We start from the raw sequence: 25,718 nt of genomic DNA, 5'->3' as shown, positions 1-25,718 counted from the left end.
CTGATCCCCCTAAACTGTCCCGATGCAGCGGATGGAGCGGGTTGTCGGCACGGTCGTCGGCTCGGCCGTCGGGGACGCTCTTGGGGCCCCCTTCGAGTTCCGTGAGCCGGGCGTCTTCACCGCCCAATTCCCCGACGGCATAGGCGAGATGTGCGGTGGCGGCGGCTGGGACCCCGGCGAGGCCACCGACGACACGCAGATGGCAGTGCTGGTCGGGGAGTCGCTACTCGAACGCGGCGGCCTGGACCTGCCCGACATCTTCGGGCGGTTCCAGCGCTGGGCGGCGGCCGAGCCGAAGGACATCGGCCTCCAGACGGAGGACGTCCTCACAAGCGGCGAAGCGTGGGACCTCGCGGCCGCGCTCCACTTCCAGACCACCGGCCGCTCTGCAGGTAACGGCTCTCTGATGCGCGCCTCCACCTCGGCTGTGCGCTTCGCTGCCGCGGGCCGCGAAGCCACGATGACGGCGGCCGGCCGCATCGCGGCGCTCACTCACGGCGATGGGGCGGCCTGGGCCGGCACGGCCATCCTGCACGAGCTGATACGCATCGCCCTGGACGGCCGGGACCCGTTGGCCGCGGTCCCCTCCGCACTCGCCCACATCGCCCTCGCCCACCGCACCCGCTGGGCGACGGTCCTCGCCCCGGACTGGCACCCGTCCGCGGCAACGGAGTTCAATGGCGCGGTGTGGCCGTGCCTCGGCTCGGCGCTCTGGGCGTTGCGTACGACGTCCTCGTACGAAGAGTCCCTGGCGACGGCGATCGACCTCGGCGGCGACACGGACACGGTGGCAGCGGTGACGGGAATGCTGGCGGGAGCGGTGTACGGCTTCGGGGCGATCCCGGAGCCGTGGGTGGAAGCGCTGCACGTGCCGCTGCCGGGGTTCGGGGACCGGGTGCTGAGGGTCGGGGAACTGGTGGGGTTGGCGGAGGCGCTGGCGGAGTGACGATGCGGGCCGCCCCTTCCCGAAGGGCCTGACGGGAGCGGTGGGGACTGACGAGCCCGCGCACCGGACCCCCGCACCGCACCCGCGACGGACCCGCCCCGTCTCAGTCCCGCGACGCCCCCACTATCCGCAGTGCCGCGTCCGCCATCGCCCCCGCCAGGCCCGAGACCGCCCGGCCTGCGTGGACAGCCCTCCACGCCCGGCGGAACATGGAACAAAGGGGAAGTTATCGGGACGGAAGGCGTGATTCGCATGGCTGAGCACCCGGACAGTGCCCTGGTACGCCGGGGTTACGCAGCGTTCGGAGCGGGTGACATGGAGACACTCGGCTCTCTGATGACGGCGGACGTCGTCCACCACGTGCCCGGGAACAACATCCTCTCCGGGCACCACAAGGGCCGGGACGCGGTTCTCACGTTGTACCGCCGCCTGGGCGAGGAGACCAACGGCTCCATGCAGGTCGAACTCGAAGCGGTGCTCGCCGACGGGCGCGGGCACGCCATGTCACTCCATCTGACCCGGGCCGACCGGGGCGACCGCGGCATCGAGATCCGCCAGGGGCTCTTCTTCACGATCGTCGGCGGCAAGATCACCGACATTGACGAGTGCAGCGAGGACATCGACGAGGAGGACGCGTTCTGGGCGGCCTGAGAGGGCGCCTACGGCACCCGTTGCCTCGCCGGAGACGCGCGACGGCCCCGTTCGCCGCCGAAGAGCGGTGCACGGGGCCGTCGCGCGTCGTCCTGCTCAGCCGACGGAGCTGTACGCCACGACGCCCCGCAGCAGCGCGTCGACCGCCCTGCGCGCGTTCTTCGCGACCGTGCTGCCCTCGCGCGGCGCCGCGGCCGCGATCTGCCCGAGCACGTCGATGACCTGCTTCGTCCACCGTACGAAGTCACCCGCGGGCATCTCCGCCTCGCGCAGCACCTCGTCCAGTGTCCGGTCAGACGCCCACTGGTGCGCGGCCCAGGCGAAGCCGAGATCCGGCTCCCGCTGCCCGACACCCTCCGCCTGGTTGATCTTGAACTCTTCCTCCAGCGCGTCGAGCCGACCCCAGATGTGGACCATCTCGCCGAGCGCGGCCTTCGCCTTCCCCGCCGGGACCTTGGGGGCGACGGCGTCGTCCGACTGACGCGCCTCGTACACCAACGCCGAGACACACGCGGCCAGTTCGGCCGGGCTGAGCCCCTCCCACACGCCGTCGCGCAGGCACTCGCTCGCCAGCAGATCCAGCTCCCCGTACAGCCGGGCGAGCCGCTTGCCGTGCTCGGTGACCTCGTCGGCGCGCAGATAGTCCAGCTCGGTCAGCAGCGCCACGATCCGGTCGAAGGTGCGGGCGATGGTGTTCGTCCGGCCCTCGATACGGCGCTCCAGCTGGTGGGTGTCACGCTGCAGCCGGTGGTAACGCTCGGCCCAGCGCGCATGGTCCTCGCGCTCGTCGCAGCCGTGGCACGGGTGCGCCCGCAACTCCGTGCGCAGCCGCGCGATCTCGCGGTCGTCGGCCGCGGCCGCCCGGTGCCTGCGGTGCCGCTCGGGCTCGATGTGCCCGGCCTTCGTCCGCAGCGCGGAGGCCAGGTCGCGGCGCGACTGCGGCGAGCGCGGGTTGAAGGACTTCGGGATCCGCATCCGCTCCAGCGGCTCCACCGGCACAGGGAAGTCCATCGACGCCAGCCGCTTGACCTGCCGTTCGGCCGTCAGCACCAGCGGACGGGGGCCGTCGTGGTGCTCGAATCCGCGGTGGCCGTTGCTCCGTCCCGCCGGGATCCCCGGGTCCAGGACGAGCGCGAGCCCCGCGAACTTGCCCGAGGGGACATGGATGACATCGCCCGGCTTCAGCTTTTCCAGCGACGTGGCAGCAGCCGCCCGGCGCTGGAGCGCGCCCTGCTTGGCCAGTTCCGTCTCGCGGTCCTTGAGGTCGCGGCGCAGCCGCGCGTACTCCTCGAAGTCCCCCAGGTGGCAGGTCATTCCCTCGCGGTAGCCCTCAAGTCCCTCCTCGTTCTTCTGCACCTGGCGGGAGATGCCGACAACGGACTTGTCCGCCTGGAACTGCGCGAACGACGTCTCGAGCAGCTCGCGCGAGCGGTGCCGCCCGAACTGCTGCACAAGATTGACGGCCATGTTGTACGAGGGCTTGAAGCTGGAGCGCAGGGGGTAGGTGCGCGTGCCCGCGAGTCCGGCGAGACCGACGGGATCCATGCCGCGCTGCCACAGCACGACCGCATGGCCCTCGACGTCGATACCGCGCCGCCCTGCCCGTCCGGTGAGCTGGGTGTACTCACCGGGGGTGATGTCGGCATGCTGCTCGCCGTTCCACTTGACGAGCTTCTCCAACACCACTGAGCGGGCGGGCATGTTGATGCCGAGCGCCAGGGTCTCGGTGGCGAAGACGGCCTTCACCAGACCACGGACGAAGAGCTCCTCGACGACCTCCTTGAAGGTCGGCAGCATGCCCGCGTGGTGCGCGGCGATGCCCCGCTCAAGTCCTTCCAACCACTCGTAATAGCCAAGGACATGAAGGTCCTCGGACGGAATGGCAGAGGTCCGCTCCTCGACGATTTCGCGCACCCTCGCACGCGCCTCGTCGTTGTTCAGCCGCAGTCCCGCGTACATGCACTGCTGTACGGCGGCCTCGCACGCGGCGCGGCTGAAGATGAAGGTGATCGCGGGCAGCAGCCCTTCCGCGTCCAGCCGCTCAATGACCTCCGGCCGTCCCGGTGTCCAGATCCGGGTGCGCTGGCGCCGCTCGCGCTCCCGGTCGGCCTCGCGCACCATCTTCCCGCGGCGGCGGTCCTTGGGGTTGTACGTGCGCTGGTTCTCCATCCGTGCCAGACGGGCGAGTTCGGGATTGACCTCGCGCCGGCCGGGGCCGCGACCGCCGTGGTCGGTCTCCTCCTCGAAGAGGTCGTACATCCGGCGGCCGGCCATGACGTGCTGCCACAGCGGCACGGGCCGCTCCTCGGAGACGATGACGTCGGTGTCTCCGCGGACGGTGTCGAGCCAGTCGCCGAACTCCTCGGCATTGGACACGGTCGCCGACAGGGACACCAGAGTCACCGACTCGGGGAGGTGAATGATCACTTCCTCCCACACGGCCCCGCGGAAGCGGTCGGAGAGGTAGTGCACCTCGTCCATGACCACATAGCCGAGTCCGAGCAGCGACTGCGAGCCCGCGTACAGCATGTTGCGCAGCACCTCGGTGGTCATCACGACCACGGGGGCTTCGGAGTTGACGCTGTTGTCGCCGGTGAGCAGGCCGACCTTCTCCGGGCCGTAGCGCTTGGCCAGGTCGGTGTACTTCTGGTTGGAAAGGGCCTTGATGGGCGTGGTGTAGAAGCACTTGCGGCCCTGCTGAAGGGCCAGATGGACGGCGAATTCGCCGACGATGGTCTTGCCGGAGCCGGTGGGCGCGGCGACGAGCACACCCTTGCCCGCCTCCAGGCTCCGACAGGCTTCGATCTGGAAGGGGTCCAGCTCGAATTCGTACATCGCGCGGAAGGGGGCCAGCGCAGTGGCCTCCTCAACAGCGCGGATGCGGGCGGCGGCGTAGCGCTCGGCGGGAGAGAGGTCCTCGGTCATCTTGCTCACGAGCCTACCCGCCACCACTGACAGTCAGGCGATCTTTAATTGACCGGGGCAAGCACCGGCCAGAGCACCCGCACCGCACCGGGCACGCGGTACATGACCCCGTCGGCCTGGAGCGTGATCGTCCGGACGCGGTGGGTGCTCACCTCGGGGACCGCGCGAGGATATTCCAACGGCCATGAGCAAGGGCCGGATGGATTCCCATCCGGCCCCTCGCGAAGTCCGCGTCTCAGGTGATGTCGTCGTAACCGTTGAGCCGCTCCGAGCGGCTGCCGTCCGCCTGCTCGGGCAGGACACGGCTGGCCGGTACGGACTCGATCTCGCCGATGTCCCCGGGGGTGAGGTCGAGGTCGGACGCCTCGTCGTCGTCGAGTTCGGCGTCGGGGTTGTTCCGAGCGCGCCGCTTGTCGTTGAGGATCGAGAAACCGACCGCCAGGAAGTAGAGCACGATGATCGGCCCTGCCAGCGCGACCATGCCCAGCGGGTCGGTCGACGGCGTGGCAACGGCTCCGAAGACGAAGATCCCCATGACCACACCCCGCCACCAGCCGGCCATCCGGCGTCCGGTGACGATGCCGGCCGCGTTGAGCATGATCAGCAGGAGCGGCAGCTCGAAGGAGAAGCCGAAGATCAGCACCATCCGGACGGCGAAATCGAGGATCTTGTCCACCTCGAGGAAGTTCGCGGCGGTGTCCGGAGTGATGCTCAGCAGCACCTTCATGCTGAGCGGCATGACCACGAAGGCGAGATAGGCACCGGCCGCGAAGAGGGGAACGGCCGCGGCGATGAAGTAGTACGTGTACTTCTTCTCGTTCCTGTGCAGACCCGGGGCCACAAAGGCCCACAGCTGGTAGAACCAGACCGGGCAGGACGCGATGATGCCCGCCATCATGACCACCTTCACGGTGGTGGTGAACGGCGACAGCAGGTCCGTGTACACGATCGTGGCGCACTTGCCGCCGGTCTCGAGCACGCCCTTTTCACAGGCGGTGACCGGCGAGGCCAGGAGATGCATCAGCTCCTGGCTGTAGAACGCGGCCGCGACAGACGCGATCGTGACCGCAAGCATCGCCTTCGCAAGCCGGTTGCGGAGCTCACGCAGATGGTCCGCGAGCGGCATCCGCCCCTCGGGGTCCTTCTCCTTCTGTTTAGAGCGGGCAGGCTTGAGCAACCCACGTCCTCATCTCGTGCGGCAGGCCGCTGTGAGCGGCCTTGGGGTCAGCGCTGGGGGGTGGTGTCGGTCGGCTCGGTCACCGGGCGAGCGCTCGTCACATCGCCGGGGGATGCCTGGATCGTCCGAGGAGCGGCCTGACCCTGGGCCGGGTCCTGCGGCGGGTCGGCAGGAGTGGCAGCCGGCTGACCCTCGGACTTCATGGCCTTGGCCTCGCTCTTGAGGATCCGGGCCGACTTGCCCAGCGAGCGGGCCATCTCGGGAAGCTTCTTGGCTCCGAAGAGCAAGACCACGACGACGAGGATGAGAATGATCTCGGTGGGGCCGATCTGTCGGAACATAATTGGTGTCTACCTTCTCACCGAGGCGGCATGGGGCTGAGCTGCTGATCGCGGTGGACTGGTGTCCGAGGCGCGACTGGCTGCGATCGTAACTCTCACGGGTAAACGCAGGGCAATCCCTCTGCATACTCCCGTTTGCGGCCGGCGCCTCATTGCCTGTTGCCGCCATGTATCAGCCTACCGCCCGCGTCACCCCCGCATGAGGGTGCACCCGTGCCGGCGGATCTTCCAGGCCCTGTCCGGCCGGATCCGAACGACAGGCCCTAGCGCAGGGCCTCGCCGGTATGGGCCAGATCGGTCGCCGCGTGCTCCAGATCCTCCGCCGCGCGGTTGATCCGCTCGGTGGTGCGGGCCACCTCACGGCCCAGGCGCTGGGCCTCGACGAAGACCCGGACACCGAGGATGCCGAGCACGGCGATCCCGAGGAAACCGAGGGCGATGGCGAGCATGGGCCAGAACATGCGCAGAGCCTAGACCGTTCTAGACGGTGGAGTGCAGGCGCAGCGTCCGCACTCCACCCCCGGTGAGGAGTTCGATGATGCGCTCACCGGCCGGCTTGCGGACGGCGCTCTCGCACTCGGGACAGGTGAAGGAGTAGAAGGTGGTGCGACGGCTGGCGCCGATGGCCAGTCGCAGCGCCCCCGCCGACAGCTCCAAGCGGGCCCGGCACTCGGGGCACGCCGCCTTGAAGAGAACCGGGCCCACGTGGCCAGGGATGGAAGACATCAGAGACATCCGGCGCAGATCTCCTTATTCCTGACCGTCATAGGCCTCGAGCGCTTCGCGCGCCGCGAGCCGGGCGCTGTCCGCCAGGTCCTGCGGCGAGACGATCCGGCCGTCCTGTCCCAGCCGCAGGGCGAGCCGTCGCAGCGAGGCGGGAGCAGGCGTACGCAGCGTGATGCGCAGCCCGCCGTCGGGCAGCTCCTCCGCGCTGTCGTGCGGGTAGTACTCCGCGACCCAGCGCCCGCCGGGGCCGACCTCGACCACGACCTCGGGATCGTCGGCGGACGGCTGGACCAGCCCCTCCGAAAGATCACGCAGTTCGATCTCGGGCGGCGCCGCGGGTGCATCGAGCAACTTGATCTCCGCCACCCGGTCGAGACGGAAGGTCCGGCGTGCCTCGGAGAGACGGCACCAGGCCTCCATATACGTGTGTCCCACGGCGAAGAGCCTGATCGGGTCGACCTCCCGCTCGGTGAGCTCGTCGCGCGCGGGCGAGTAGTACTTGAGCCACAGCCGGCGCCGTTCCGAGATCGCCCGGTCGACCTCGGCGAAGACGCCGCCCTCGGACTCGAAGGTGACCGACAGCCGCGAGCTGGCCCCTGCCACCTCCCCCGCGGCGGTCTCCAGCTTGGCGGTGGCGCGCAGCAGCGCCTGCCGGTCGCTCTCGCGCAGGCCCGGCAGTGTGGCCACGGCGCGCGCGGCGACCAGCAGCGCCGTCGCCTCGTCGGCCGCGAGCCGCAGCGGCTCGGCGACATCGTCGGGGTTGTGCCACCAGATGCGGTCACCGTCTGTGTCGATGTCGAGCAGATCGCCACCGCGGAAGCTCGTCCCGCACATCGGCAGGACGTCGAGGTCGGAGATCAGCTCGTCCTCGGTGATGCCGAAGGCGCGGGCGACATCACCGACGCGCGCGCCGGGGCGCTCGCGCAGATAGGTCACCAGCGAGAGCATCCGCCGGGTCTGGTCGATGGCATTGGCGGCCATGGTTGTCCGAGTCCCCCTCAGCCCTTGGCCACGGCGCGCAGCCGCTCGACCACATCGGCCCGCAGATCCGCGGGCTCCAGTACGACGACGTCCGGGCCGAACTCCACGAGCCAGGCGTCGAGCCCGTGTCCGTACGGAATCTCCAACTCGTCCCAGCCCTCCCCCAGTTCCCGTATGGACTGCGCCCTGGAACGCAGCGGGTAGCCACAGCCGGTGCGCAGCCGGATCCGCGCGGAGCGGGTGGCGGTCTCCCCGGCCCAGGTCTCGACGGTCTCCCGGACGGTGACGACATCGGGAACGGGCGCGGTGAACGAGCCGGCGCGCGAGCGGACCCGACCGGTGATACGCGAAAGCCGGAAGACCCGTTCGGCCCTGCGGTCGCGGTCCCAGCCCGCCAGATACCAGTGCCCGCGCCAGCATTCGAGAGTCCATGGTTCGACATGACGCTGCCCGGGGCGTGCGGCGTTGGCCTTGCGGTAGTCGAAGACGACGGGGCGGCGGTCGCGGCAGGCGAGCATCAGCGGCTCAAAGGCCGCCTCGTGCACGGGAATTCGGGGTTCGAGAGCGCTGTGGTGCGCCTCGTAGGAGTCCTCTGCCTCGGGCATACCGGCCGCACGCAGCTTCTGCAGAGCGCCGCTTGCGGCTCCGGCGAGGCGCGCTTGCTGCCAGACCTTGGCCGCGAGGCCGAGTGCGGCCGCCTCCTCCGCGTCGAGTGTGATGGCGGGCAGCCTGTTGGAGTCGCGGCGCGCGAGATAACCGGTCTCACCCTCGAGATTCTCCACCGTCGCGATGACCAGGCCGAGTTCGCGCAAGTCGTCCTTGTCGCGCTCGAACATCCGATTGAAGGAGTCGTCGGAACCGGCCTCCAGGTAGGCCTCGATGGACCCGCGCAGTTCGCGCTTGCTGAGCGGGCGGCGGGTGCCCAGCAGACACAGCGCCAGATTCATCAGCCGCTCGGCCTTGGCAATGGCCATCGACGCCCTTCCTCACGGTGCTTCTGATCGTCGACCGTACCGCCCCGGGGTGTCGCGGCAAAGCCGAGGGCCCATGCCGACCGGCATGGGCCCTCTTACTGTCCGTACGTGATCAGACGGCGACCAGATCGCAGACGAAGATCAGCGTCTCGCCGGGGGCGATGGCTCCGCCACCGGCGCCGCGGTCGCCGTACGCGAGATGCGCGGGGATGATCAGCTGGCGGCGGCCGCCGACCTTCATGCCCTGCACGCCCTGGTCCCAGCCGGAGATGACCTGGCCGACACCGAGCTGGAACTGCAGCGGGGTGCCGCGGTTCCAGGAAGCGTCGAACTCCTCGCCGGTGGAGAAGGCCACGCCCACGTAGTGGACGGAGACGGTGTCGCCCGCCTTGGCCACCGGGCCGTCGCCCTCCCAGATGTCCTTGATCTCCAGGTCGGCCGGCGGCTCGCCACCCGGGAAGTCGATCTCGGGCTTCTCGATGCTCACTGAACTGCTCCTCTTAATGATGAACGGGGCAACCAGGACAGTCTTACATCTTTGCCCTTACGGCTTCGTCAGAAGGTCCATGGCGAAGACAAGCGTCGAGTTCTTCGGGATGCCCTGCTGCTCCTTGGCGCCGAAGGCCTGGTCCGGCGGGATGACCAGCAGCACACGGCTGCCGACCTTCTTGCCGATGATGCCGTCCTTGAGGCCCTTGAGCGTGACCTGCGCCAGCGGGAAGGTCTGGGTCTTGCCCGCGGCGTAGGTGCTGTCGAACTTCTTGCCGCCGGCCCAGAGGAAGGCCTCGTACTTCACGACGATGGTGTCCTTCGCCGTGAGCACCGGACCCGTGCCCTCGATCACGTAGTTCGAGACGAGCTTCTTCGGCGGGTCGGCCTTCTTGGGGAAGGTCACCGAGGGGGCCTTGCCGTCGGTGTTGGTGCCCACCTTCGGCAGATCGATGTTGTCCTGCGCGACCTCGGTGCCCTTGGCGGAGACGGGAATGACGGTGGCCTTGACGATGTCCATGACGAACACGAGCGTGGCGTTGGGCTTGATGTCGCCCTGACCCTGCTTGCCGTAGCCGAGCGCCGGCGGGATCGACACCTCGAGACGGCTGCCGACCTTCTGGCCGTCGAGGGCCTTCTGCCAGCCCTCGATGACACCGCCGCCGCCGATCGTCACGTCGAAGGGCTGGCCCCGGTCGAAGCTGTTGTCGAAGGGCTTGTCGGAGTCCCACATCTGGCCGAGGTAGTTGACCTGGGCCTGGTCGCCCTTCTTCAGCTTCGCGCCCTTGCCCTCGCTGATCACGACGACCTTCAGATCCTTGGGCGGATCACCCTCACCCTTGGCCAGAGTCGGCTTCTCGCCGAACTTGGCGCCTGCGGTGATGGCGGGCAGCCCGCTGGACGAGGTGGAGTCGGAGTCCTTGTCGTCGCTGCCGCACGCCACTGCCGACAGCAGCAGCAAGGGGATGACGAGAAGGCCGGCTAGTCGGCGCACGTGTTCCTCAGATCTCAGACGGCACAGTAGGTCCCGGACACTCTAGGGGGTGCTCGGCCGATCCTGTCGGAGCCGGGCAGGATCGGCCGAGCACCCCCCAGGGGCATGCAACGGGCCCCGTACGAGAACGTACGGGGCCCGAGTGGCGTTCCACTCAACGTGTCGTTACATCCCTGCGATCAGTTTCTCCACCCGGTCGTCGACCGACCGGAACGGGTCCTTGCACAACACGGTGCGCTGCGCCTGATCGTTGAGCTTGAGGTGCACCCAGTCGACCGTGAAGTCCCGCCGCTGCTCCTGCGCCCGGCGGATGAAGTCGCCGCGCAGCCGCGCCCTGGTGGTCTGCGGGGGCACCGACTTGCCCTCGAAGATCTTCAGGTCGTTGCAGATGCGAGCGGCCTGGCCCTTGCGTTCCAGCAGGTAGTAGAGCCCCCGGCGGCGGTGGATGTCGTGGTAGGCGAGGTCTATCTGGGCGACTCGCGGATGCGACATGGTCATGTTGTGCTTGGCGCGGTAGCGCTCGATCAGCTTGTACTTCATGACCCAGTCGATCTCGGTGCCGATCCGGTCGAGGTCCTCGGCCTCGATCGCGTCCAGCGTGCGGCCCCAGAGCTCCAGGACCTGCTCGACGATGCCGGTGCGGATCCCGCGCCGCTCGACGAAGTCCACGGCCTTCTCGAAGTACTCGCGCTGGACCTCCAGGGCGGAGGCCTCACGGCCGCTGGCCAGGCGCACCTTGCGCTGGCCCGTGATGTCGTGGCTGACCTCGCGGATCGCCCGGATCGGGTTCTCCAGGGTCAGGTCACGCATCACGGTGCCCGCCTCGATCATGCGCAGGACGAGATCGGTCGCTCCGACCTTCAGCAGCATGGTCGTCTCGGACATGTTCGAGTCGCCGACGATGACATGCAGGCGGCGGTAGCGCTCGGCGTCTGCGTGCGGCTCGTCGCGGGTGTTGATGATCGGGCGTGAGCGGGTGGTGGCGGAGCTGACACCCTCCCAGATGTGCTCGGCGCGCTGGCTGACGCAGTAGACCGCGCCGCGCGGGGTCTGCAGCACCTTGCCCGCGCCGCACAGCAGCTGACGGGTCACCAGGAACGGGATGAGGATGTCCGCGAGCCGGGAGAACTCTCCGTGGCGGGCGACGAGATAGTTCTCGTGGCAGCCGTAGGAGTTTCCCGCCGAGTCGGTGTTGTTCTTGAAGAGATAGACGTCGCCCGCGATTCCCTCCTCGTGCAGGCGGCGTTCGGCGTCGACGAGCAGGCCTTCGAGAATGCGCTCGCCGGCCTTGTCGTGGGTGACCAGCTCGGTCACGTTGTCGCATTCGGGAGTTGCGTATTCCGGATGCGAACCCACGTCGAGGTAGAGGCGGGCGCCGTTCCGCAGGAAGACATTGCTGCTGCGGCCCCATGAGACAACACGGCGGAAGAGGTAGCGCGCCACTTCGTCAGGTGACAGTCGGCGCTGTCCCCTGAACGTGCACGTGACGCCGTACTCGTTCTCCAGCCCGAAAATGCGGCGGTCCATGTCTGAACATTACGCCTCACGGCCTGAGCTGAAACCGGGTTCGGCAGCACCGTTTCGATCATTTTCCGATGAGCCCGGGATTGCGACCGCGATGCCCTTGCTGCGAGCGGGAACTGCCAGGACCCGCTGAGTGGTCATCAGAACCAGGAATGCGGCAATGCCTCCGGCTCCCGCGACGGCGAAGCTCCAGGAGGTTCCGCCGAGCTCGACGGCCGGGCCCGCGACGGCCGTTCCGACCGCCGCGCCGACGCCGAAGGTGGTGACGAGCCAGGAGAAGGACTCGGTGACCGTGCCTCTCGGGGCGTGCCGGTCGACGACGATGAAGGCGCAGGCGATCGCGGGTGCGAGGAAGACACCGGAGAGCGCGGCCAGCGCCGTCATGGCGACGACACCGGGCGTGAGCGCGAGCGGCAGATAGCCGAGGGCGAGCAGGGCGACGATGGCACGCAGCCGGCGCTCGGGGGCTCCGGCCCACTGCCGCGCGCCGTACGCAGTGCCGCCGATGAGGGCCCCGAGGCCCAGCGCCGCCATCAGCCAGCCGTACACCGACTCCTGACCGTGGTCGTCCGCGTACGCGATTGCGGCCACGGTGATCGAGCCGAGCGCGAGGCCGACGAAGAAGAGGGCCCCGAGGAGCGCGAGGAGCCCGGGCGAGCGCAGGGCGCCCAGCCAGTGGGCCTCGCGGGGTGCGGAGCGCCAGCCTCGGGAGGGCTCCGAGAGGACCACGGAGAGCGCGCCGATGACGCCGATCACGTTGATGACGAGGAGCGCGGCTGCGGCCGACCAGAGCGAGACGAGCAGCGTCACCAGCAGGGGGCCGACGGTGAACATCACTTCCTGGGCGACCGCGTCCATGGCGTAGGCCCGGTGCACCCGGTCCTCGCGGCCGAGGACGCCGGGCCACAGGGCCCGCAGGCCGCCTTCGAGTGGCGGTGTGAACACGCCCGCGACGGCGACGGCCGCGTACGCGAGCGGCAGCGCGCCGATCCCGACGGCGGCCAGCAGCACCATGCCGAGGGCCGAGACGACGGCGGCGGGGAACTGGACGCGGGGCTGCCCGTGCAGGTCGACCGCCCGGCCGAGGAGGGGCTGGCCTATCGCGGTGGCTATGCCGTACACGGCGGCGAGCCCGCCGGCGAGGCTGTAGCTGCCGCCCTCGGCGCGGGTGAACAGGACGATCGCCACGGGCGCGGTGGCGTTGGGCAGCCGCCCGACGAGCGTGCCGGTGAGCAGCCGCGCGGCGTGCGGCGCCTTGAGGATGTCCCGGTAGCCGGCGGTTCCCTCGGCCATTCTCTGCTCCTCTTCCCCCGGCTTTCCACGGGTGCGACCCGAGGTTTTACGTATAACGTGTTCCGTCATACGTACCATGTCGGCAGTCCGCGGGTCCACCGCGGAGGCACGGCGAGCGGCGAGGGCTGAGGGACGGCATCGATGGCACACGGGTCCACCCAGCCCGGGGGCGTGCGCCCCACCAGCCGGGATGTCGCCAGGGCTGCCGGGGTTTCGCAGGCCACCGTTTCCCTCGTCCTCGGTGAGAAATGGCGCGGGCGCGTCTCCGAGCGGACCGCGGGGATGGTGCGGGACGCCGCCCGCGAGCTCGGCTACCGGCCCAATCTCGCCGCGCGGAACCTGCGGCTCGGGCGGACCAGGACAGCGCTGCTCGTGGTGCCCGCGCTCACCAATGAGTTCTTCGCCCGCGTCTACACCGGCGCCGCGACCGTCGCCGCCGAGCACGGCTTCGGCGTGGTGCTCTACCCGTCCCCCGAGGGCGTCGGACCCGCCAAGGACCCCTTCGCCTCGGCGCGGGCCGCCCTCGACGGCGTGATCGCCTCCTCGATGGCCGCCGAGGCGCTGACCGCCATCCGCGGCACGGATCTCCCGCTCGTGATGCTCGACAGCGACCCGGCGGATCCCGGCGCGGCCGCTCACGTCAACCTCGACATCGCCGACGGCATGCGGCAGATGACGGACCATCTGCTCTCGCTGGGCCATCGCCGCTTCATCCATCTCGCGTCGGCCATCAGCTCCTGGACCTTCGACGTACGGGCCCGGGCACTCCACGAGGCGCTGCGCACCTTCCCCGGCGCGGTGGTGCAAACCGTCTCCGCACCCCTGGAAGTCAACGGCGCGCGTGAAGCTGCCGAGCAGGCGCTGGCCGCCCCCGGACCCCGGCCCACCGCGATCATCTGCGACGACGACATCATGGCCGCCGGGGCCTGCAAGGCCGTACGACGCGTGGGCCTGCGGGTACCCGAGGACGTGTCCGTCACCGGCTTCGACGACCTCGCGCTCGCCACCGCCGTGGAGCCCGAGCTCACCACGCTCAGCCTGCCCGCGGAACGCGTGGGCGAGCGGGGCATGGCGGCCCTGCTCGCCGTTCTCGAGGGCCGCCGCCCCGAGGAGGGCGACCTCCCGGTCCGCCTGGTCGTACGCGGCTCCTCGGCCCCCGCCCGGATCGTGTGAACCCGAACGTCTGGGCCGTGCGAACCCGTACGTATGGTCCTCACCCAGCGGCCTTGAGACCGCGACGTCCGCCGTGGAACGATCACGATCATGATGAGTACGGCGGAGAGCCCGATCGACGCGACGCTGATCGGGACGGCCCCCGCTGCGGGCTCCGTGACACCGCTATCGGACGGGCGGCTTTCCGTCAGAACGGACGAAGGGCTGGAGATACACGACGCGGACACCTTCCTCTCGGGCACCCGCGCGCCCACCCGGAGCCTGCGCCTCCCGCCGTACTGCGCCGCGGCCCCGCTGCCCGGAGGCGCCGCAGTCGTCGCCGAGGGCAGCAGGATCCGCGCACTGGGTCCCGACGGAGCCACCCGCTGGGAGCTGTCGCACGCCCGCTGGCACGGCGCACACCGCGACCCCCGCCCGCCCGGCAGGCCCGCCGTGAGCCCGGACGGGGCCCTCGTCAGCGTCCTCGTGCCCACGCCGGCCATGGGCAACCGGGCGGCCATGCTGATCTGCGACAAGCCGCCACGGCAGCGCTACGGGCGGGACACGCTGCTCCTGCTCGACGCAGCGACCGGCGACATCCGGGCCCGGCGCCCCATCGGGGCGGTCTCCTCGGACGTGACACAGCGATGGCATCCGGACGGCTCACTGCTCGCCCTCTCCTGCTGGACGGCCTGGTACAGCTGGTCGACGTGGTGGATCGAGCCCCGCCAGGACGGGCTGCACATCCGCGGCGGCACCACGATGCGCGAGGTGATCGACTTCCTGCCGGACCAGGGCCGAGTCCTCACCCTGCGGCGCGCCGAGGGCATCGCGCACAACGACGACCGCGACGAACTCGCCTCGCACGATGTGGCCGCCGACGACCCGGCCGGTCTCTTCGATCTCGGGGAGCTTGCGGCCGACCGCGACAACGACGAGGTCGCCGGCGCGTTCCTGATCGACGCGGATCATGTCCTGGTCACCGGCCGGATCTATCTGCCCGGGCGGCCGGTCTCGATCCGTCACTGGCTGTGCGACACCGCGACGCTCCGCCCCCTGGGACGGCTGCGGTATCCGGTGGCGGTCGGGGGCGATGTGACCCCGCTGGGCGACGGAAGCTGGCTCACCCGGGACCGCGAACGCCTCCACCACTGGGCGCTCCCCTGAGCGGGCAGGAGCCGGGCAGACGGCTGCGCCCCGGCCCGCACGGGCGGTCCGGGGCGCAGTCGCGCGTGTCGCCGAGGCTCCGGCAGGGCTACTCCTCGCTCTCCCCGCCGTCCTCGGTCTCCTCCGTGTCCGACGGCGCGTCCGTCGGGGTCGATGCGGCACCGTCCGCCTCCAGCAGCCGGGCCAGCTGTCGTCCGACGATGCGCTTGAACTTCCGCTGCTGCGGTCGCGTCCGGTCCAGGACCGCGACTTCCAGGCGATCCGCGGGGATCTCCCGCTCGCTGCCGTTGGACTGGTTGGACAGGGCCTGTACGGCCAGTTTCAACGCCTCCGCCAGCGACATCCCGTCGCGGTGCCGCTGATCGAGATAGGTGCTGATCTGTTCGGCATTGCCGCCGACCGCGACCGAGCCGTGCTCGTCCACGATCGATCCGTCGTGCGGCAGGCGGTAGATCTGGTCGCCCTCGGGAGTCGCGCCGACCTCCGCGACGACCAGCTCCACCTCGTACGGCTTCTCGGCCGCACTGGAGAAGATGGTGCCCAGCGTCTGGGCATAGACATTGGCGAGCCCACGGGCCGTCACATCGTCACGGTCGTAGGTGTATCCGCGCAGATCGGCATAGCGCACCCCGCCGATCCGCAGGTTCTCGTACTCGTTGTACTTACCGGCCGCGGCGAAGCCGATCCGGTCGTAGATCTCACTGAATTTGTGCAGTGCACGGGACGGGTTCTCGCCGACGAACACGATGCCGTCGGAGTACTGCAGCACAACGAGGCTGCGACCACGGGCGATGCCCTTGCGGGCGTATTCCGCCCGGTCGGCCATGGCCTGCTGGGGTGAGACGTAGAACGGCGTCGACACCGGTTATCCGTCCCTTTCTGTCAGTGGCATGTGTTCAGAAGAGGGGGTCATCAGAGCAGCGCGGCGCGGGGGCCGTCGGGCTGTTCGAGACGGCGCTCCAGGATCGAGCGGGCGATCTCGGAGGACTCGGCCTCGGTGAGCCTGCGGAAGCCCTCGTCTGTGATGACCGTGACGATCGGATAGATCCGCCGGGCCACATCGGGTCCGCCGGTCGCCGAGTCGTCGTCGGCCGCGTCGTACAGCGCCTGGATGACCAGGGTGGTGGCCTGCTGCTCCGTCAGGTCCTCGCGGTAGAGCTTCTTCATGGCGCCCCGGGCGAAGATCGAGCCGGAGCCGGTGGCCGCGAATCCGTGCTCCTCGGAGCGGCCGCCCGTGACGTCGTACGAGAAGATACGGCCCTTCTCGCGGTCGACGTCGTATCCGGCGAAGAGCGGCACCACGGCCAGGCCCTGCAAGGCCATGCCCAGGTTGCTGCGGATCATGGTGGAGAGCCGGTTCGCCTTGCCCTCCAGGGAGAGTTGGGCGCCTTCCACCTTCTCGAAGTGCTCCAGCTCCAGTTGGAACAGCTTGACCATCTCCACCGCGAGGCCGGCGGTGCCGGCGATGCCCACGGCCGAGTACTCGTCTGCCGGGAAGACCTTTTCGATGTCGCGCTGGGCGATCATATTGCCCATGGTCGCCCGCCGGTCACCGGCGAGCACCACACCGCCGGGGAACGTCGTCGCGACGATGGTCGTGCCGTGCGGTGCCTCGATGGCACCCTGCACGGGCGGCAGGACCCGCCTTCCGGGCAGCATCTCCGGGGAGTGCTGACCGAGGAAGTCCATGAACGAGGACGAGCCGGGCGTCAGGAAGGCTGCCGGCAGACGCCCGGTGGTACGAGGGTTGGCTTCCACGCGTTTCCTTCCGGATTGGCGGCGGCCCGCCACGTCGGGCGCGGGCCGATCTTTCGAACTGTGCACGGACATTACCCGCGCCGTCGCCGGTCATCCGCCCCGGTGCCACCGGCTTTCGCCGACAGCCCGAGGACGGACAACAGGGGGTACCCCCCTGTGCAGTTGGGGGACCTACTCTCCGCCCTTTTGGACGAAGGAACGCACGAAATCCTCTGCGTTCTCCTCGAGTACGTCGTCGATCTCGTCCAGTACGGAGTCGACGTCGTCCGACAGCTTCTCCTGGCGCTCCTTGAGGTCCTCGGAGGCCTGCGCGTCCTGCGCCTGCTCCTCGACCTCCTCCGTGGAACGCGTCGCCTTCTGCTGTCCGCCGCCGGTGTCCTTGGTCGCCATATCCCTCACCCCGCTCGGTTTGCCCTGACGTGAGTTCGTTCGGTCAAGATCAGACCCTACAAGCAGGGTCCGACATCGGCCCCGCACTTTCCTCAACGTCCGGGGACCACCTCGATGATTCCCGGACCTGAGCCATTTCAGCCGCCGGACAGCACCCGGACCAGGTCTTCCGCGGTCCGGCACCGGTCAAGGAGCTCCTTGACGTGATTACGCGTTCCGCGTAGCGGTTCGAGGGTTGGCACCCGCTGCAGCGAGTCACGGCCGGGCAGATCGAAGATCACCGAGTCCCAGGAGGCCGCGGCGACGTCGTCCGCGTACTGCTCCAGACAGCGGCCGCGGAAATACGCCCTGGTGTCCTCGGGGGGCTTCGTCCCGGCGCGTACGACATCCTGCTCGTCCAGGAGCCGCTTCATCTTCCCGCGGGCCGCCAGCCGGTTGTACAGGCCCTTCTCGGGGCGTACGTCGGCGTACTGGAGGTCCACCAGGTGCAGCCGCGCCGCGTCCCACTCCAGGCCGTCTCGCCTGCGGTAGCCCTCCATGAGCTCCTTCTTGGCGATCCAGTCCAGTTCCCCGGCGAGGCTCATCGGGTCGTTCTCGAGCCGGTTGAGGGTGTCCTCCCAGCGGATCAGGACGTCCTTGGTCTGCTCGTCGGCGTCTGCGCCGAAGCGCTCCTCGACGTACTTGCGGGCCAGCTCGAAGTACTCCATTTGAAGCTGCACTGCGGTGAGTGTCCGGCCGCTGCGCAGCGTGACCAGCCGCTTGAGGGTCGGGTCGTGCGAGACCTGGTGCAGGGTGCGCACCGGCTGCTCGACCGCCAGGTCCACCGCAATGAAGCCGTCCTCGATCATCGAGAGCACCAGGGCCGTGGTGCCCAGCTTCAGGTACGTGGAGATCTCCGACAGGTTCGCGTCGCCGATGATCACATGGAGCCTGCGGTACTTCTCGGCGTCGGAGTGGGGCTCGTCGCGGGTGTTGATGATGGGCCGCTTCAGCGTGGTCTCGAGCCCGACCTCGACCTCGAAATAGTCGGCACGCTGGCTGATCTGGAAGCCGTGTTCATGGCCGTCCTGGCCGATTCCGACCCGTCCGGCGCCGGTGACGACCTGGCGGGAGACGAAGAACGGCGTCAGGTGGCGCACGATGTCCGAGAAGGCGGTCTCCCGCTTCATCAGGTAGTTCTCGTGCGTGCCGTAGGACGCGCCCTTGTTGTCGGTGTTGTTCTTGTACAGGTGGATCGGCTGGGCACCGGGGAGCTGGGCCGCGCGCTCGGCGGCCTCCGCCATGATCCGCTCGCCGGCCTTGTCCCACAGCACGGCGTCGCGCGGGTTGGTGACCTCGGGCGAGCTGTACTCCGGGTGCGCATGGTCGACGTACAGCCGGGCACCATTGGTGAGGATCACATTGGCCAGGCCGATGTCCTCGTCGGTGAGCTGACTGGAGTCGGCGGCCTCGCGGGCGAGGTCGAAGCCGCGGGCGTCCCGCAGCGGATTCTCCTCCTCGAAGTCCCAGCGGGCGCGCCGCGCCCTGTGCATCGCCGCCGCGTAGGCGTTGACGATCTGGGACGAGGTGAGCATGGCATTGGCGTTCGGGTGGCCAGGGACGGAGATGCCGTACTCCGTCTCGATGCCCATTACTCGCCGTACGGTCATGCGGCCCTCCTTGCCCGGCGGCGCTCCCCTCCGGGAACGGCGCTCAAGTACCGCTGTAGCTCCGGTGCGTGTGCGGTGCCCGTCCCCGCACTGCGCGACTCGGCGGTACCGACGAGCCTAGAACGCCTCTGCGCTGGTGGGGAGATCAATTTCGTCATTGCTCCGGTATGGCTGGACCTGTCGGAAAAGCATTCGGCTGCGGATGCCCGGCCGGGCATCCGCAGCCGGTCTGCGTTCTACAGGTACTGACCGGTGTTCGCCACCGTGTCGATGGAACGTCCGGTGTCCGCGCCCTGTTTTCCGGTGACGAGGGTGCGGATGAAGACGATCCGCTCGCCCTTCTTTCCGGAGATCCGGGCCCAGTCGTCCGGGTTGGTGGTGTTGGGCAGGTCCTCGTTCTCCTTGAACTCGTCCACGCATGCCTGGAGGAGATGGGAGACCCGAAGGCCCTTCTGGTTGTGGTCGAGGAAGGCCTTGATGGCCATCTTCTTGGCCCGGTCGACGATGTTCTGAATCATCGCGCCGGAGTTGAAGTCCTTGAAGTACAGGACTTCCTTGTCGCCATTGGCGTACGTGACCTCGAGGAAGCGGTTTTCCTCGGACTCGGCGTACATCTGCTCGACGACGGACTGGATCATCGCGTGGGCGGCGGCGTCCTTGGAGCCGCTGTGCTCGGCGAGGTCGTCGGCGTGCAGCGGCAGCGAGGACGTCAGGTACTTGGCGAAGATGTCCTTCGCGGCCTCCGCGTCCGGACGCTCGATCTTGATCTTCACATCGAGCCGGCCGGGGCGCAGGATCGCGGGGTCGATCATGTCCTCGCGGTTGGAGGCGCCGATGACGATGACGTTCTCCAGGCCCTCCACACCGTCGATCTCGGCGAGCAGCTGCGGGACGATGGTGTTCTCCACGTCCGAGCTGACGCCGGAACCACGGGTGCGGAAGAGGGATTCCATCTCGTCGAAGAAGACGATGACGGGGGTGCCCTCGCTCGCCTTCTCCCGGGCACGCTGGAAGACGAGGCGGATGTGCCGCTCGGTCTCACCGACGTACTTGTTGAGGAGCTCGGGGCCCTTGATGTTGAGGAAGTAGCTCTTCCCCGCGGGCTGGCCGGTCACCTCGGCGACCTTCTTGGCAAGGGAGTTGGCGACGGCCTTGGCGATCAGCGTCTTGCCGCATCCGGGCGGGCCGTAGAGCAGGATGCCCTTCGGCGGCCGCAGTTCGTGCTCCTTGAAGAGGTCCGGGTAGAGGTACGGAAGCTCGACCGCGTCGCGGATCATCTCGATCTGGCTGCCCAGACCGCCGATCTTGGTGTAGTCGACGTCCGGGACCTCTTCGAGGACGAGCTCTTCGACCTCGCTCTTGGGGATCACTTCGTAGACGTAGCCGGAGCGGGGCTCGAGCAGCAGGGCGTCGCCGGGGCGGATGGTGGTGTCCAGCAGCGTGTCCGCGAGCCTCACCACCCTTTCCTCGTCGGTGTGCCCGATCACCAGGGCGCGCTCGCCGTCCTCGAGGATCTCCTTGAGGGTGACGATGTCCCCGGCGCGCTCGAACTCCATGGCCTCGACCACGTTGAGCGCCTCGTTGAGCATGACTTCCTGGCCGCGCCGGAGCTCTTCGAGCTCGACGCTGGGGCTGACGTTCACCCGGAGCTTGCGGCCCCCGGTGAAGATGTCGCATGTGCCGTCCTCGTTGGCCTGCAGGAAGACACCGAAGCCGGCCGGCGGCTGTGCGAGCCGGTCGACCTCCTCCTTGAGGGCCACGATCTGGTCGCGGGCCTCACGGAGCGTGTTGGCGAGCCGCTCGTTCTGTGCGGAGACGCCGGCCAGGTTTGTCTGTAGCTCGACGATCCGCTCTTCGAGAATCCTCGTATGACGCGGAGAGTCGGCGAGCTTGCGGCGCAGGACGGCGATTTCCTGCTCGAGATAGGCAACCTGACCGGCGGGGTCTTCAGACCCCCGCCCCGGCCGGATGCCGCGGTTGATGTCGTCGTCGTGGGCTGCCACGGTCCTCACCTCCTCCAAGGGGAGCTGGACGCTTCCTGACCCTACCTGGGTGGGTGGTGATTGAAACCCCTAGATCACAAAGACGGTAGAGGTGTGTCCGATCTTCACCCTTGCGCTCTCCCTCACGCCAGGTGAATACCCACCCATCAACATCGGAAAGCGGGCGGAGGTATCGTCGAAGTGTTCAACACCCGTCAGGGCTGGCGCGACTTGCTTCATTTTGCTACACCCGGCGAAGGAAACGGCAGGAGAGATGACCGTGCAGCACGAGGTCCCCACGGAAGCCGTCGGCGAGGCCCTTGAGGTCTGGATCGACCAGGACCTCTGTACCGGAGACGGGATCTGCGTGCAGTACGCCCCCGAGGTCTTCGAGCTGGACATCGACGGGCTCGCCTACGTGAAGAGCACCGACGACGAACTGCTCCAGAACCCGGGCGCCACAACGCCCGTGCCGCTGCCGCTGCTGAGCGATGTCGTGGACTCCGCCAAGGAGTGCCCGGGCGATTGCATCCATGTCCGCCGCGTTTCGGACAGGGTCGAGGTCTTCGGGCCCGACGCAGAGTGACGGATCACATACTGCGTGCTTCGGGCTGGGCGGTACGGACGAACTTCCCGCCCTGCCACTGCCACTTGACCTTCTCGAGCTGGTCGGGGCAGCAGCTCGGCACGTCCGGCGAGGAGTAGCCGAGCAAGGTGGCTGTAATCGCACCGTCACGTACGGCGAAGTCCTTGACGCTGAGCTTCTGTGCGGGCTCCACGAGGGTCGCGACGACGCGCGGGCCCGTACCCCTGCCCTGGGTCAGTACGTAGACGCCGCTCGGCGGGGTGCCGGAGCCCGCGTCGCAGCGGGCCACCGCCACGGTTTCGAGGCTGCCGTCGCCGTCCAGGTCGCCCGAGGCTTTCTTGGTCACCACGCTTTTCGCGCCGCCGCACTCCAGCGGGAGCCGCACTCCGGCCGGATCGGGCGCGGGGGCCGGCGCAGCGGCCGTTCCGGTGTTCTGCGGGCCTGCCTGGGGAGCGGCCTGGGCCGTGGGCTGCAGCAGTCCGGCGGCGGCCACGACCCCGGCCATCGCGGTCGCGGTGGCGAGCCAGTGCACCGGGCGGGCGTGCGTGTGCGCGAGGTCCGGGACGGCGGAGGTCTGCACGCGGGATGTCTCCTGAGAAGGCGGAACCGGCGGGGATGGCCTGCATCGTGCCATACGTCACAGCGGGTGCGGAACAGCGGGGTCCGAGTGTGTAGGTCAAGAAAGTGTGTAGGTCGGGAAAGCGGTCAACACGAAGACGCCGCCGCCGAGTTCCCCAGGATTCCTGGGGAACTCGGCGGCGGCGTCAGTACGTTGTGCGGGCGTCAGCCCGTTTTGGGGCGTTCCGTCAGCCCTTGTTGGGGCCTTCGTAGTCGTCGCCGTACGCGCCCTTGGCGGGGCGGCGGCGTCGCATCGGGGGCTCCACACCGTCCGCGAGACGGCGGGCCGTGACGAGGAATCCGGTGTGGCCGATCATCCGGTGGTCCGGGCGGACGGCCAGGCCTTCGACATGCCAGTTGCGGATCATCGACTCCCAGGGCTGAGGCTCGGCGAAGCAGCCGATTTCGCGGATGGACTCGACGGTGCGCGCGAGCTGGGTGGTGGTCGCGACGTAGCAGCAAAGGATGCCGCCGGGGACGAGGGCCTTGGAGACGGCCTCCAGGCACTCCCACGGGGCGAGCATGTCCAGGATCACGCGGTCGACGTCGGCGTCGGTCAGGTTGTCCTGAAGATCGCCCACGGTGAGCTGCCAGGCGGGGTGCGGGCCGCCGAAGTAGCGCTCCACATTCTGCTGGGCGATCTCGGCGAAGTCCTGGCGGCGCTCGTAGGAGTGCAGCATGCCGTGGTCGCCGATGGCTCGCAGCAGGAAGGCGCTGAGCGAGCCGGAGCCCACGCCCGCCTCGACGACGCGGGCGCCGGCGAAGATGTCGGCGAAGGCCAGGATCTGCCCCGCGTCCTTGGGGTAGACCACGGCGGCGCCGCGGGGCATGGACAGGACATAGTCGGGGAGCAGGGGGCGCAGCGCGAGGTAGGCGACGTTTCCCGTGGTACGGACAACACTGCCCTCGGGAGCTCCGATCAGCTCGTCGTGGGGGAAGGAACCCTTGTGGGTGTGGAAATTCTTCCCGGCCTCGAGCGTGAACGTGTAGTGGCGTCCCTTGGGGTCGGTGAGCTGGACCTGGTCCCCGACCTTGAAGGGCCCGCGTCGGCGGGCGGCACCGGTCGGTTCGGACATGTGACCAGCCTACCGGCCCGGAACGGACCCGTTCACCACGGCGAGACCCGGCGGGCCCGGCGCCCCGGAGGCGAACCGAGCCCTTAGGAAGACGCGGGCCGGGCCATCGCGGCGACGAAGGCGCGCTCGACGTCCGCCGTGGACAGGACGCCGTAGATCTCGCCCGACTCCTCGACCACCAGGTACTCCGTCGCCGGAGAGGCCCGGAGCTTGTCCAGGAGCGCCTCGCCGGCCAGCTCCGCCGAGACCTTCATGCCGTCGGTGAGCTCCTGGGCGAGGCCGCTGACCGCGACCCAGGGGCGGCGGTGTTCCGGGACGCCGACGATGGCCGTCTCACGGACCAGGGCCGTCGGGTCACCGTGGCCGTCGACGACGACCAGCGCGCGGGCGCCCGCCTCGTTGGCGCGGCGCAGGGCCTCGGAGAGCGGGGTGTCGGACTCGACCGGGACGGCGCGCCTGGTGAGTGTCCGGGCTTCGAGTTCGGGGAGGTGTTCGCGCAGCCGGGCCATGCGCAGGCTGTTGCCCGCCCCGGTCCAGATGATCGCGGCGAGGATCGCGGCGAGCAGCGCGTCAGTGACCGTCTCCATGCCGCCGATGTCCTCGGTGGCATTGCCGAGGGCGCCGGTGTGCGTGAGGAGCGGCAGGCCGATGAGGACCGCGACGGCGAGCGCCCGGCCCACCCAGGCCGCGGCGACGGTGCCCGACATCGGCTTGCCGGTGATCTTCCATACGACGGCGCGCAGCATACGGCCGCCGTCGAGCGGCAGACCGGGCAGCAGATTGAACGCGGCGACGATCAGGTTGGAGATCATCAGCCCGGCGAGCAGCACGCCGGGGACCGTACCGGGCTCGACAGCCTGCATCCCGAGGTAGAAGAGACCGGCCAGGACGAGGGAGAGCAGCGGTCCGACGAAGGCCAGGACGAACTCGCGGCCCGGCGTCTCGGACTCCTTCTCGATTTCGGACACACCGCCGAAGAACTGCAGCTGGATACGGCGTACCGGCAGTTTGAAGCGCAGCGCTGCGACGGTGTGGGCGAGTTCGTGGACCAGTACGGAGGCGTAGAAGGCGACCGCGAAGAACAGCGAGACGAGATAGCGCGTGCCGCCGAGCTCGGGGAGCACACGGTCGAGCTGACCACCGAAGACCCAGGTGATGAGCGCGGCGACGATGAACCAGCTCGGGGCGACATAGACGGGCACACCGAAGGGACGGCCCATGAGAATGCCACCACCGGGGCCGTCCGAACGCCGCGGCTTGCTGCCCTCGGGGTCCGTTCCTCCCGCACCGGACTGCGCCCGCTCACGCTCGCCGCTCGTGTCGTCCTCGTCCACGGGTCCCCTTTTTGTCGCGAATGTGCCGCGAATGCTTCGCTCGTTCGATCATGCAGTTTCGAGGGTCTGACGTCGATGGTATTCCGCTCGCTGTCAGTGGCGGGCCGTAGGGTCTGCGTCATGAGTACGAGTCAGCAGCCCACATCGCTGTCGCCCTCGCGTGCGAGCGACTTCATGCAGTGTCCCCTGCTGTACCGGTTCCGGGTGATCGACAAGCTGCCGGAGAAGCCCAGCGAGGCGGCTACCCGCGGGACGCTGGTGCATGCGGTGCTGGAGCGGCTCTTCGACGCGCCGGCCGCGGAGCGGACGGCTCCGCGTGCCAAGGCCCTGATCCCGGGTCAGTGGGACCGGCTGCTGGAGACAAAGCCGGAGCTGGCCGAGCTGTTCGCTCAGGACTCCGAGGGCGAGCGGCTGGCCGGCTGGCTCGCCGAGGCGGAGCAGTTGGTGGAGCGGTGGTTCTCGCTGGAGGACCCGACCCGTCTGGAGCCGGCGGAGCGGGAGCTGTTCGTCGAGACGGAGCTGGAGTCGGGGCTGCGGCTGCGCGGTGTCATCGACCGGGTCGATGTGGCTCCCACTGGCGAGGTCCGGATCGTCGACTACAAGACGGGCAAGGCCCCGCGTCCCGAGTACAGCGAGGGCGCGCTGTTCCAGATGAAGTTCTACGCCCTGGTGATCTGGCGGCTGAAGAACGTGGTGCCCCGCCGCCTCCAGCTCGTCTATCTGGGCAGCGGAGAGGTGCTGACGTACGACCCGGCCCCGGCGGACCTGGAGCGCGTGGAGCGCAAGCTGCTTGCGCTCTGGGACGCGATCAGGCTGGCCACCGAGACGGGCGACTGGCGGCCGCGGCCGACGAAGCTGTGCGGCTGGTGCGACCACCAGGCGGTCTGTCCGGAATTCGGCGGCACTCCCCCGGTATATCCGCTGAGCATCTCCCCGACCGCTTCGGCAGAGGATGGTCAGGGCAGAATGGGCCCGGTCTAACTAA

The 25,718-nt window shown here is 69.0% G+C and carries 25 protein-coding genes; 6 read left to right on the top strand and 19 right to left on the bottom strand.

Features of this window, described 5'->3' with window-relative positions; translation table 11 throughout:
- Positions 1-22: 22 nt before the first annotated feature.
- Together OHA61_RS32215 and OHA61_RS32210 are read left to right on the top strand one after the other, a co-directional pair.
- Entirely contained in the window at positions 23-946 is a 924-nt protein-coding gene (locus tag OHA61_RS32215; RefSeq protein WP_406305982.1) for an ADP-ribosylglycohydrolase family protein, read from the top strand.
- 252 nt (positions 947-1,198) lie between these two features.
- Positions 1,199-1,597 (top strand): nuclear transport factor 2 family protein, encoded by a 399-nt coding sequence (locus OHA61_RS32210; RefSeq protein WP_406305980.1) that lies wholly within the window; start codon positions 1,199-1,201, stop codon positions 1,595-1,597.
- 96 nt (positions 1,598-1,693) lie between these two features.
- On the opposite strand, the gene OHA61_RS32205 is transcribed toward OHA61_RS32210, so the two are convergent.
- From OHA61_RS32205 to OHA61_RS32155, 11 genes are all read right to left on the bottom strand, one after another.
- Positions 1,694-4,522 carry a DEAD/DEAH box helicase gene (locus OHA61_RS32205; protein WP_406307562.1) on the bottom strand — a complete coding sequence of 943 codons (2,829 nt, stop codon included), beginning with the start codon at positions 4,520-4,522 and terminating at the stop codon, positions 1,694-1,696.
- Positions 4,523-4,757: 235 nt separating this feature from the next.
- A complete protein-coding gene (tatC, locus tag OHA61_RS32200; RefSeq protein ID WP_324972236.1) occupies positions 4,758-5,648 on the bottom strand; it encodes a twin-arginine translocase subunit TatC in 891 nt (296 codons plus the stop codon).
- 98 nt (positions 5,649-5,746) lie between these two features.
- Positions 5,747-6,040 carry a Sec-independent protein translocase subunit TatA gene (gene tatA, locus OHA61_RS32195; protein WP_324972209.1) on the bottom strand — a complete coding sequence of 98 codons (294 nt, stop codon included), beginning with the start codon at positions 6,038-6,040 and terminating at the stop codon, positions 5,747-5,749.
- A gap of 263 nt (positions 6,041-6,303) precedes the next feature.
- Entirely contained in the window at positions 6,304-6,501 is a 198-nt protein-coding gene (locus OHA61_RS32190) for a hypothetical protein (RefSeq protein WP_406305979.1), read from the bottom strand.
- 19 nt (positions 6,502-6,520) lie between these two features.
- Positions 6,521-6,766 (bottom strand): hypothetical protein, encoded by a 246-nt coding sequence (locus tag OHA61_RS32185; protein ID WP_406307561.1) that lies wholly within the window; start codon positions 6,764-6,766, stop codon positions 6,521-6,523.
- 24 nt (positions 6,767-6,790) lie between these two features.
- Positions 6,791-7,747: a helix-turn-helix transcriptional regulator gene (locus tag OHA61_RS32180; RefSeq protein ID WP_389373111.1), complete on the bottom strand. Its 957-nt coding sequence runs from the start codon at positions 7,745-7,747 to the stop codon at positions 6,791-6,793.
- A 17-nt stretch (positions 7,748-7,764) separates the two neighbouring features.
- Positions 7,765-8,721 carry a helix-turn-helix transcriptional regulator gene (locus OHA61_RS32175; protein ID WP_406305978.1) on the bottom strand — a complete coding sequence of 319 codons (957 nt, stop codon included), beginning with the start codon at positions 8,719-8,721 and terminating at the stop codon, positions 7,765-7,767.
- A 112-nt stretch (positions 8,722-8,833) separates the two neighbouring features.
- Positions 8,834-9,208, bottom strand: a complete 375-nt coding sequence (locus OHA61_RS32170) for an FKBP-type peptidyl-prolyl cis-trans isomerase (protein WP_266478309.1) — start codon at positions 9,206-9,208, stop codon at positions 8,834-8,836.
- A 57-nt stretch (positions 9,209-9,265) separates the two neighbouring features.
- On the bottom strand, positions 9,266-10,204 hold the full coding sequence (locus OHA61_RS32165) for an FKBP-type peptidyl-prolyl cis-trans isomerase (protein ID WP_324972192.1): 939 nt from the start codon (positions 10,202-10,204) through the stop codon (positions 9,266-9,268).
- Between the two features lie 165 nt (positions 10,205-10,369).
- On the bottom strand, positions 10,370-11,731 hold the full coding sequence (gene pafA, locus OHA61_RS32160) for a Pup--protein ligase (RefSeq protein WP_266478305.1): 1,362 nt from the start codon (positions 11,729-11,731) through the stop codon (positions 10,370-10,372).
- Between the two features lie 9 nt (positions 11,732-11,740).
- Positions 11,741-13,021 carry an MFS transporter gene (locus tag OHA61_RS32155; RefSeq protein ID WP_406305977.1) on the bottom strand — a complete coding sequence of 427 codons (1,281 nt, stop codon included), beginning with the start codon at positions 13,019-13,021 and terminating at the stop codon, positions 11,741-11,743.
- Between the two features lie 141 nt (positions 13,022-13,162).
- Between OHA61_RS32155 and OHA61_RS32150 the strand changes: the two genes are divergently transcribed.
- The gene (locus OHA61_RS32150) at positions 13,163-14,194 is read left to right on the top strand and encodes a LacI family DNA-binding transcriptional regulator (protein ID WP_406305975.1); all 1,032 of its coding nucleotides are present in this window, start codon (positions 13,163-13,165) and stop codon (positions 14,192-14,194) included.
- Positions 14,195-14,284: 90 nt separating this feature from the next.
- Positions 14,285-15,340 (top strand): hypothetical protein, encoded by a 1,056-nt coding sequence (locus tag OHA61_RS32145; protein WP_406305974.1) that lies wholly within the window; start codon positions 14,285-14,287, stop codon positions 15,338-15,340.
- Positions 15,341-15,428: 88 nt separating this feature from the next.
- Here the strand turns inward: OHA61_RS32145 and prcA are convergent, their stop codons facing one another.
- The 5 genes from prcA to arc all read right to left on the bottom strand — a co-directional run bounded on the left by prcA (position 15,429) and on the right by arc (position 21,140).
- Positions 15,429-16,202, bottom strand: coding sequence for a proteasome subunit alpha (gene prcA / locus OHA61_RS32140; RefSeq protein WP_406305973.1), 774 nt, complete (start codon positions 16,200-16,202; stop codon positions 15,429-15,431).
- Positions 16,203-16,252: 50 nt separating this feature from the next.
- A complete protein-coding gene (prcB, locus tag OHA61_RS32135) occupies positions 16,253-17,098 on the bottom strand; it encodes a proteasome subunit beta (RefSeq protein WP_324972176.1) in 846 nt (281 codons plus the stop codon).
- Positions 17,099-17,269: 171 nt separating this feature from the next.
- Positions 17,270-17,488 (bottom strand): ubiquitin-like protein Pup, encoded by a 219-nt coding sequence (locus tag OHA61_RS32130; RefSeq protein ID WP_011027899.1) that lies wholly within the window; start codon positions 17,486-17,488, stop codon positions 17,270-17,272.
- Between the two features lie 137 nt (positions 17,489-17,625).
- A complete protein-coding gene (gene dop, locus OHA61_RS32125; protein ID WP_324972170.1) occupies positions 17,626-19,137 on the bottom strand; it encodes a depupylase/deamidase Dop in 1,512 nt (503 codons plus the stop codon).
- 236 nt (positions 19,138-19,373) lie between these two features.
- On the bottom strand, positions 19,374-21,140 hold the full coding sequence (gene arc / locus OHA61_RS32120) for a proteasome ATPase (protein WP_361911030.1): 1,767 nt from the start codon (positions 21,138-21,140) through the stop codon (positions 19,374-19,376).
- 253 nt (positions 21,141-21,393) lie between these two features.
- Here arc and OHA61_RS32115 point away from each other — a divergent pair, with 253 nt between their 5' ends.
- Positions 21,394-21,705 carry a ferredoxin gene (locus OHA61_RS32115; RefSeq protein WP_361911027.1) on the top strand — a complete coding sequence of 104 codons (312 nt, stop codon included), beginning with the start codon at positions 21,394-21,396 and terminating at the stop codon, positions 21,703-21,705.
- 4 nt (positions 21,706-21,709) lie between these two features.
- Here OHA61_RS32115 and OHA61_RS32110 read toward each other — a convergent pair whose 3' ends face one another.
- The 3 genes from OHA61_RS32110 to OHA61_RS32100 form a co-directional block, all read right to left on the bottom strand.
- A complete protein-coding gene (locus tag OHA61_RS32110) occupies positions 21,710-22,285 on the bottom strand; it encodes a hypothetical protein (protein WP_389373105.1) in 576 nt (191 codons plus the stop codon).
- 226 nt (positions 22,286-22,511) lie between these two features.
- A complete protein-coding gene (locus OHA61_RS32105; protein WP_324972158.1) occupies positions 22,512-23,399 on the bottom strand; it encodes a tRNA (adenine-N1)-methyltransferase in 888 nt (295 codons plus the stop codon).
- Positions 23,400-23,482: 83 nt separating this feature from the next.
- Complete coding sequence (locus OHA61_RS32100; RefSeq protein WP_361918703.1) at positions 23,483-24,733, bottom strand: site-2 protease family protein; 1,251 nt, start codon at positions 24,731-24,733, stop codon at positions 23,483-23,485.
- A gap of 120 nt (positions 24,734-24,853) precedes the next feature.
- Here OHA61_RS32100 and OHA61_RS32095 point away from each other — a divergent pair, with 120 nt between their 5' ends.
- Positions 24,854-25,714, top strand: coding sequence for a RecB family exonuclease (locus OHA61_RS32095; protein WP_406305971.1), 861 nt, complete (start codon positions 24,854-24,856; stop codon positions 25,712-25,714).
- Positions 25,715-25,718 lie beyond the last annotated feature (4 nt).

The sequence above is a fragment of the Streptomyces sp. NBC_00885 genome, from assembly GCF_045207475.1.
Lineage (GTDB): Bacteria > Actinomycetota > Actinomycetes > Streptomycetales > Streptomycetaceae > Streptomyces.
The sequence above is the reverse complement of the archived record's forward strand: the minus strand, read 5'-3'. Positions and strand labels throughout refer to the sequence as shown.

Excerpts from the sequence above, each read along its gene's own strand:
- OHA61_RS32130 (WP_011027899.1), bottom strand. The coding sequence starts at position 17,488 with ATGGCGACCAAGGACACCGGCGGCGGACAGCAGAAGGCGACGCGTTCC.
- OHA61_RS32155 (WP_406305977.1), bottom strand. The coding sequence starts at position 13,021 with ATGGCCGAGGGAACCGCCGGCTACCGGGACATCCTCAAGGCGCCGCAC.
- pafA (WP_266478305.1), bottom strand. The coding sequence starts at position 11,731 with ATGGACCGCCGCATTTTCGGGCTGGAGAACGAGTACGGCGTCACGTGC.
- OHA61_RS32145 (WP_406305974.1), top strand. The coding sequence starts at position 14,285 with ATGATGAGTACGGCGGAGAGCCCGATCGACGCGACGCTGATCGGGACG.
- OHA61_RS32180 (WP_389373111.1), bottom strand. The coding sequence starts at position 7,747 with ATGGCCGCCAATGCCATCGACCAGACCCGGCGGATGCTCTCGCTGGTG.
- OHA61_RS32190 (WP_406305979.1), bottom strand. The coding sequence starts at position 6,501 with ATGTTCTGGCCCATGCTCGCCATCGCCCTCGGTTTCCTCGGGATCGCC.
- OHA61_RS32215 (WP_406305982.1), top strand. The coding sequence starts at position 23 with ATGCAGCGGATGGAGCGGGTTGTCGGCACGGTCGTCGGCTCGGCCGTC.
- OHA61_RS32150 (WP_406305975.1), top strand. The coding sequence starts at position 13,163 with ATGGCACACGGGTCCACCCAGCCCGGGGGCGTGCGCCCCACCAGCCGG.
- OHA61_RS32210 (WP_406305980.1), top strand. The coding sequence starts at position 1,199 with ATGGCTGAGCACCCGGACAGTGCCCTGGTACGCCGGGGTTACGCAGCG.
- OHA61_RS32095 (WP_406305971.1), top strand. The coding sequence starts at position 24,854 with ATGAGTACGAGTCAGCAGCCCACATCGCTGTCGCCCTCGCGTGCGAGC.
- OHA61_RS32175 (WP_406305978.1), bottom strand. The coding sequence starts at position 8,721 with ATGGCCATTGCCAAGGCCGAGCGGCTGATGAATCTGGCGCTGTGTCTG.
- tatC (WP_324972236.1), bottom strand. The coding sequence starts at position 5,648 with ATGCCGCTCGCGGACCATCTGCGTGAGCTCCGCAACCGGCTTGCGAAG.
- OHA61_RS32205 (WP_406307562.1), bottom strand. The coding sequence starts at position 4,522 with ATGACCGAGGACCTCTCTCCCGCCGAGCGCTACGCCGCCGCCCGCATC.
- OHA61_RS32105 (WP_324972158.1), bottom strand. The coding sequence starts at position 23,399 with ATGTCCGAACCGACCGGTGCCGCCCGCCGACGCGGGCCCTTCAAGGTC.
- OHA61_RS32185 (WP_406307561.1), bottom strand. The coding sequence starts at position 6,766 with ATGTCTTCCATCCCTGGCCACGTGGGCCCGGTTCTCTTCAAGGCGGCG.
- dop (WP_324972170.1), bottom strand. The coding sequence starts at position 19,137 with ATGACCGTACGGCGAGTAATGGGCATCGAGACGGAGTACGGCATCTCC.
- OHA61_RS32115 (WP_361911027.1), top strand. The coding sequence starts at position 21,394 with ATGACCGTGCAGCACGAGGTCCCCACGGAAGCCGTCGGCGAGGCCCTT.
- tatA (WP_324972209.1), bottom strand. The coding sequence starts at position 6,040 with ATGTTCCGACAGATCGGCCCCACCGAGATCATTCTCATCCTCGTCGTC.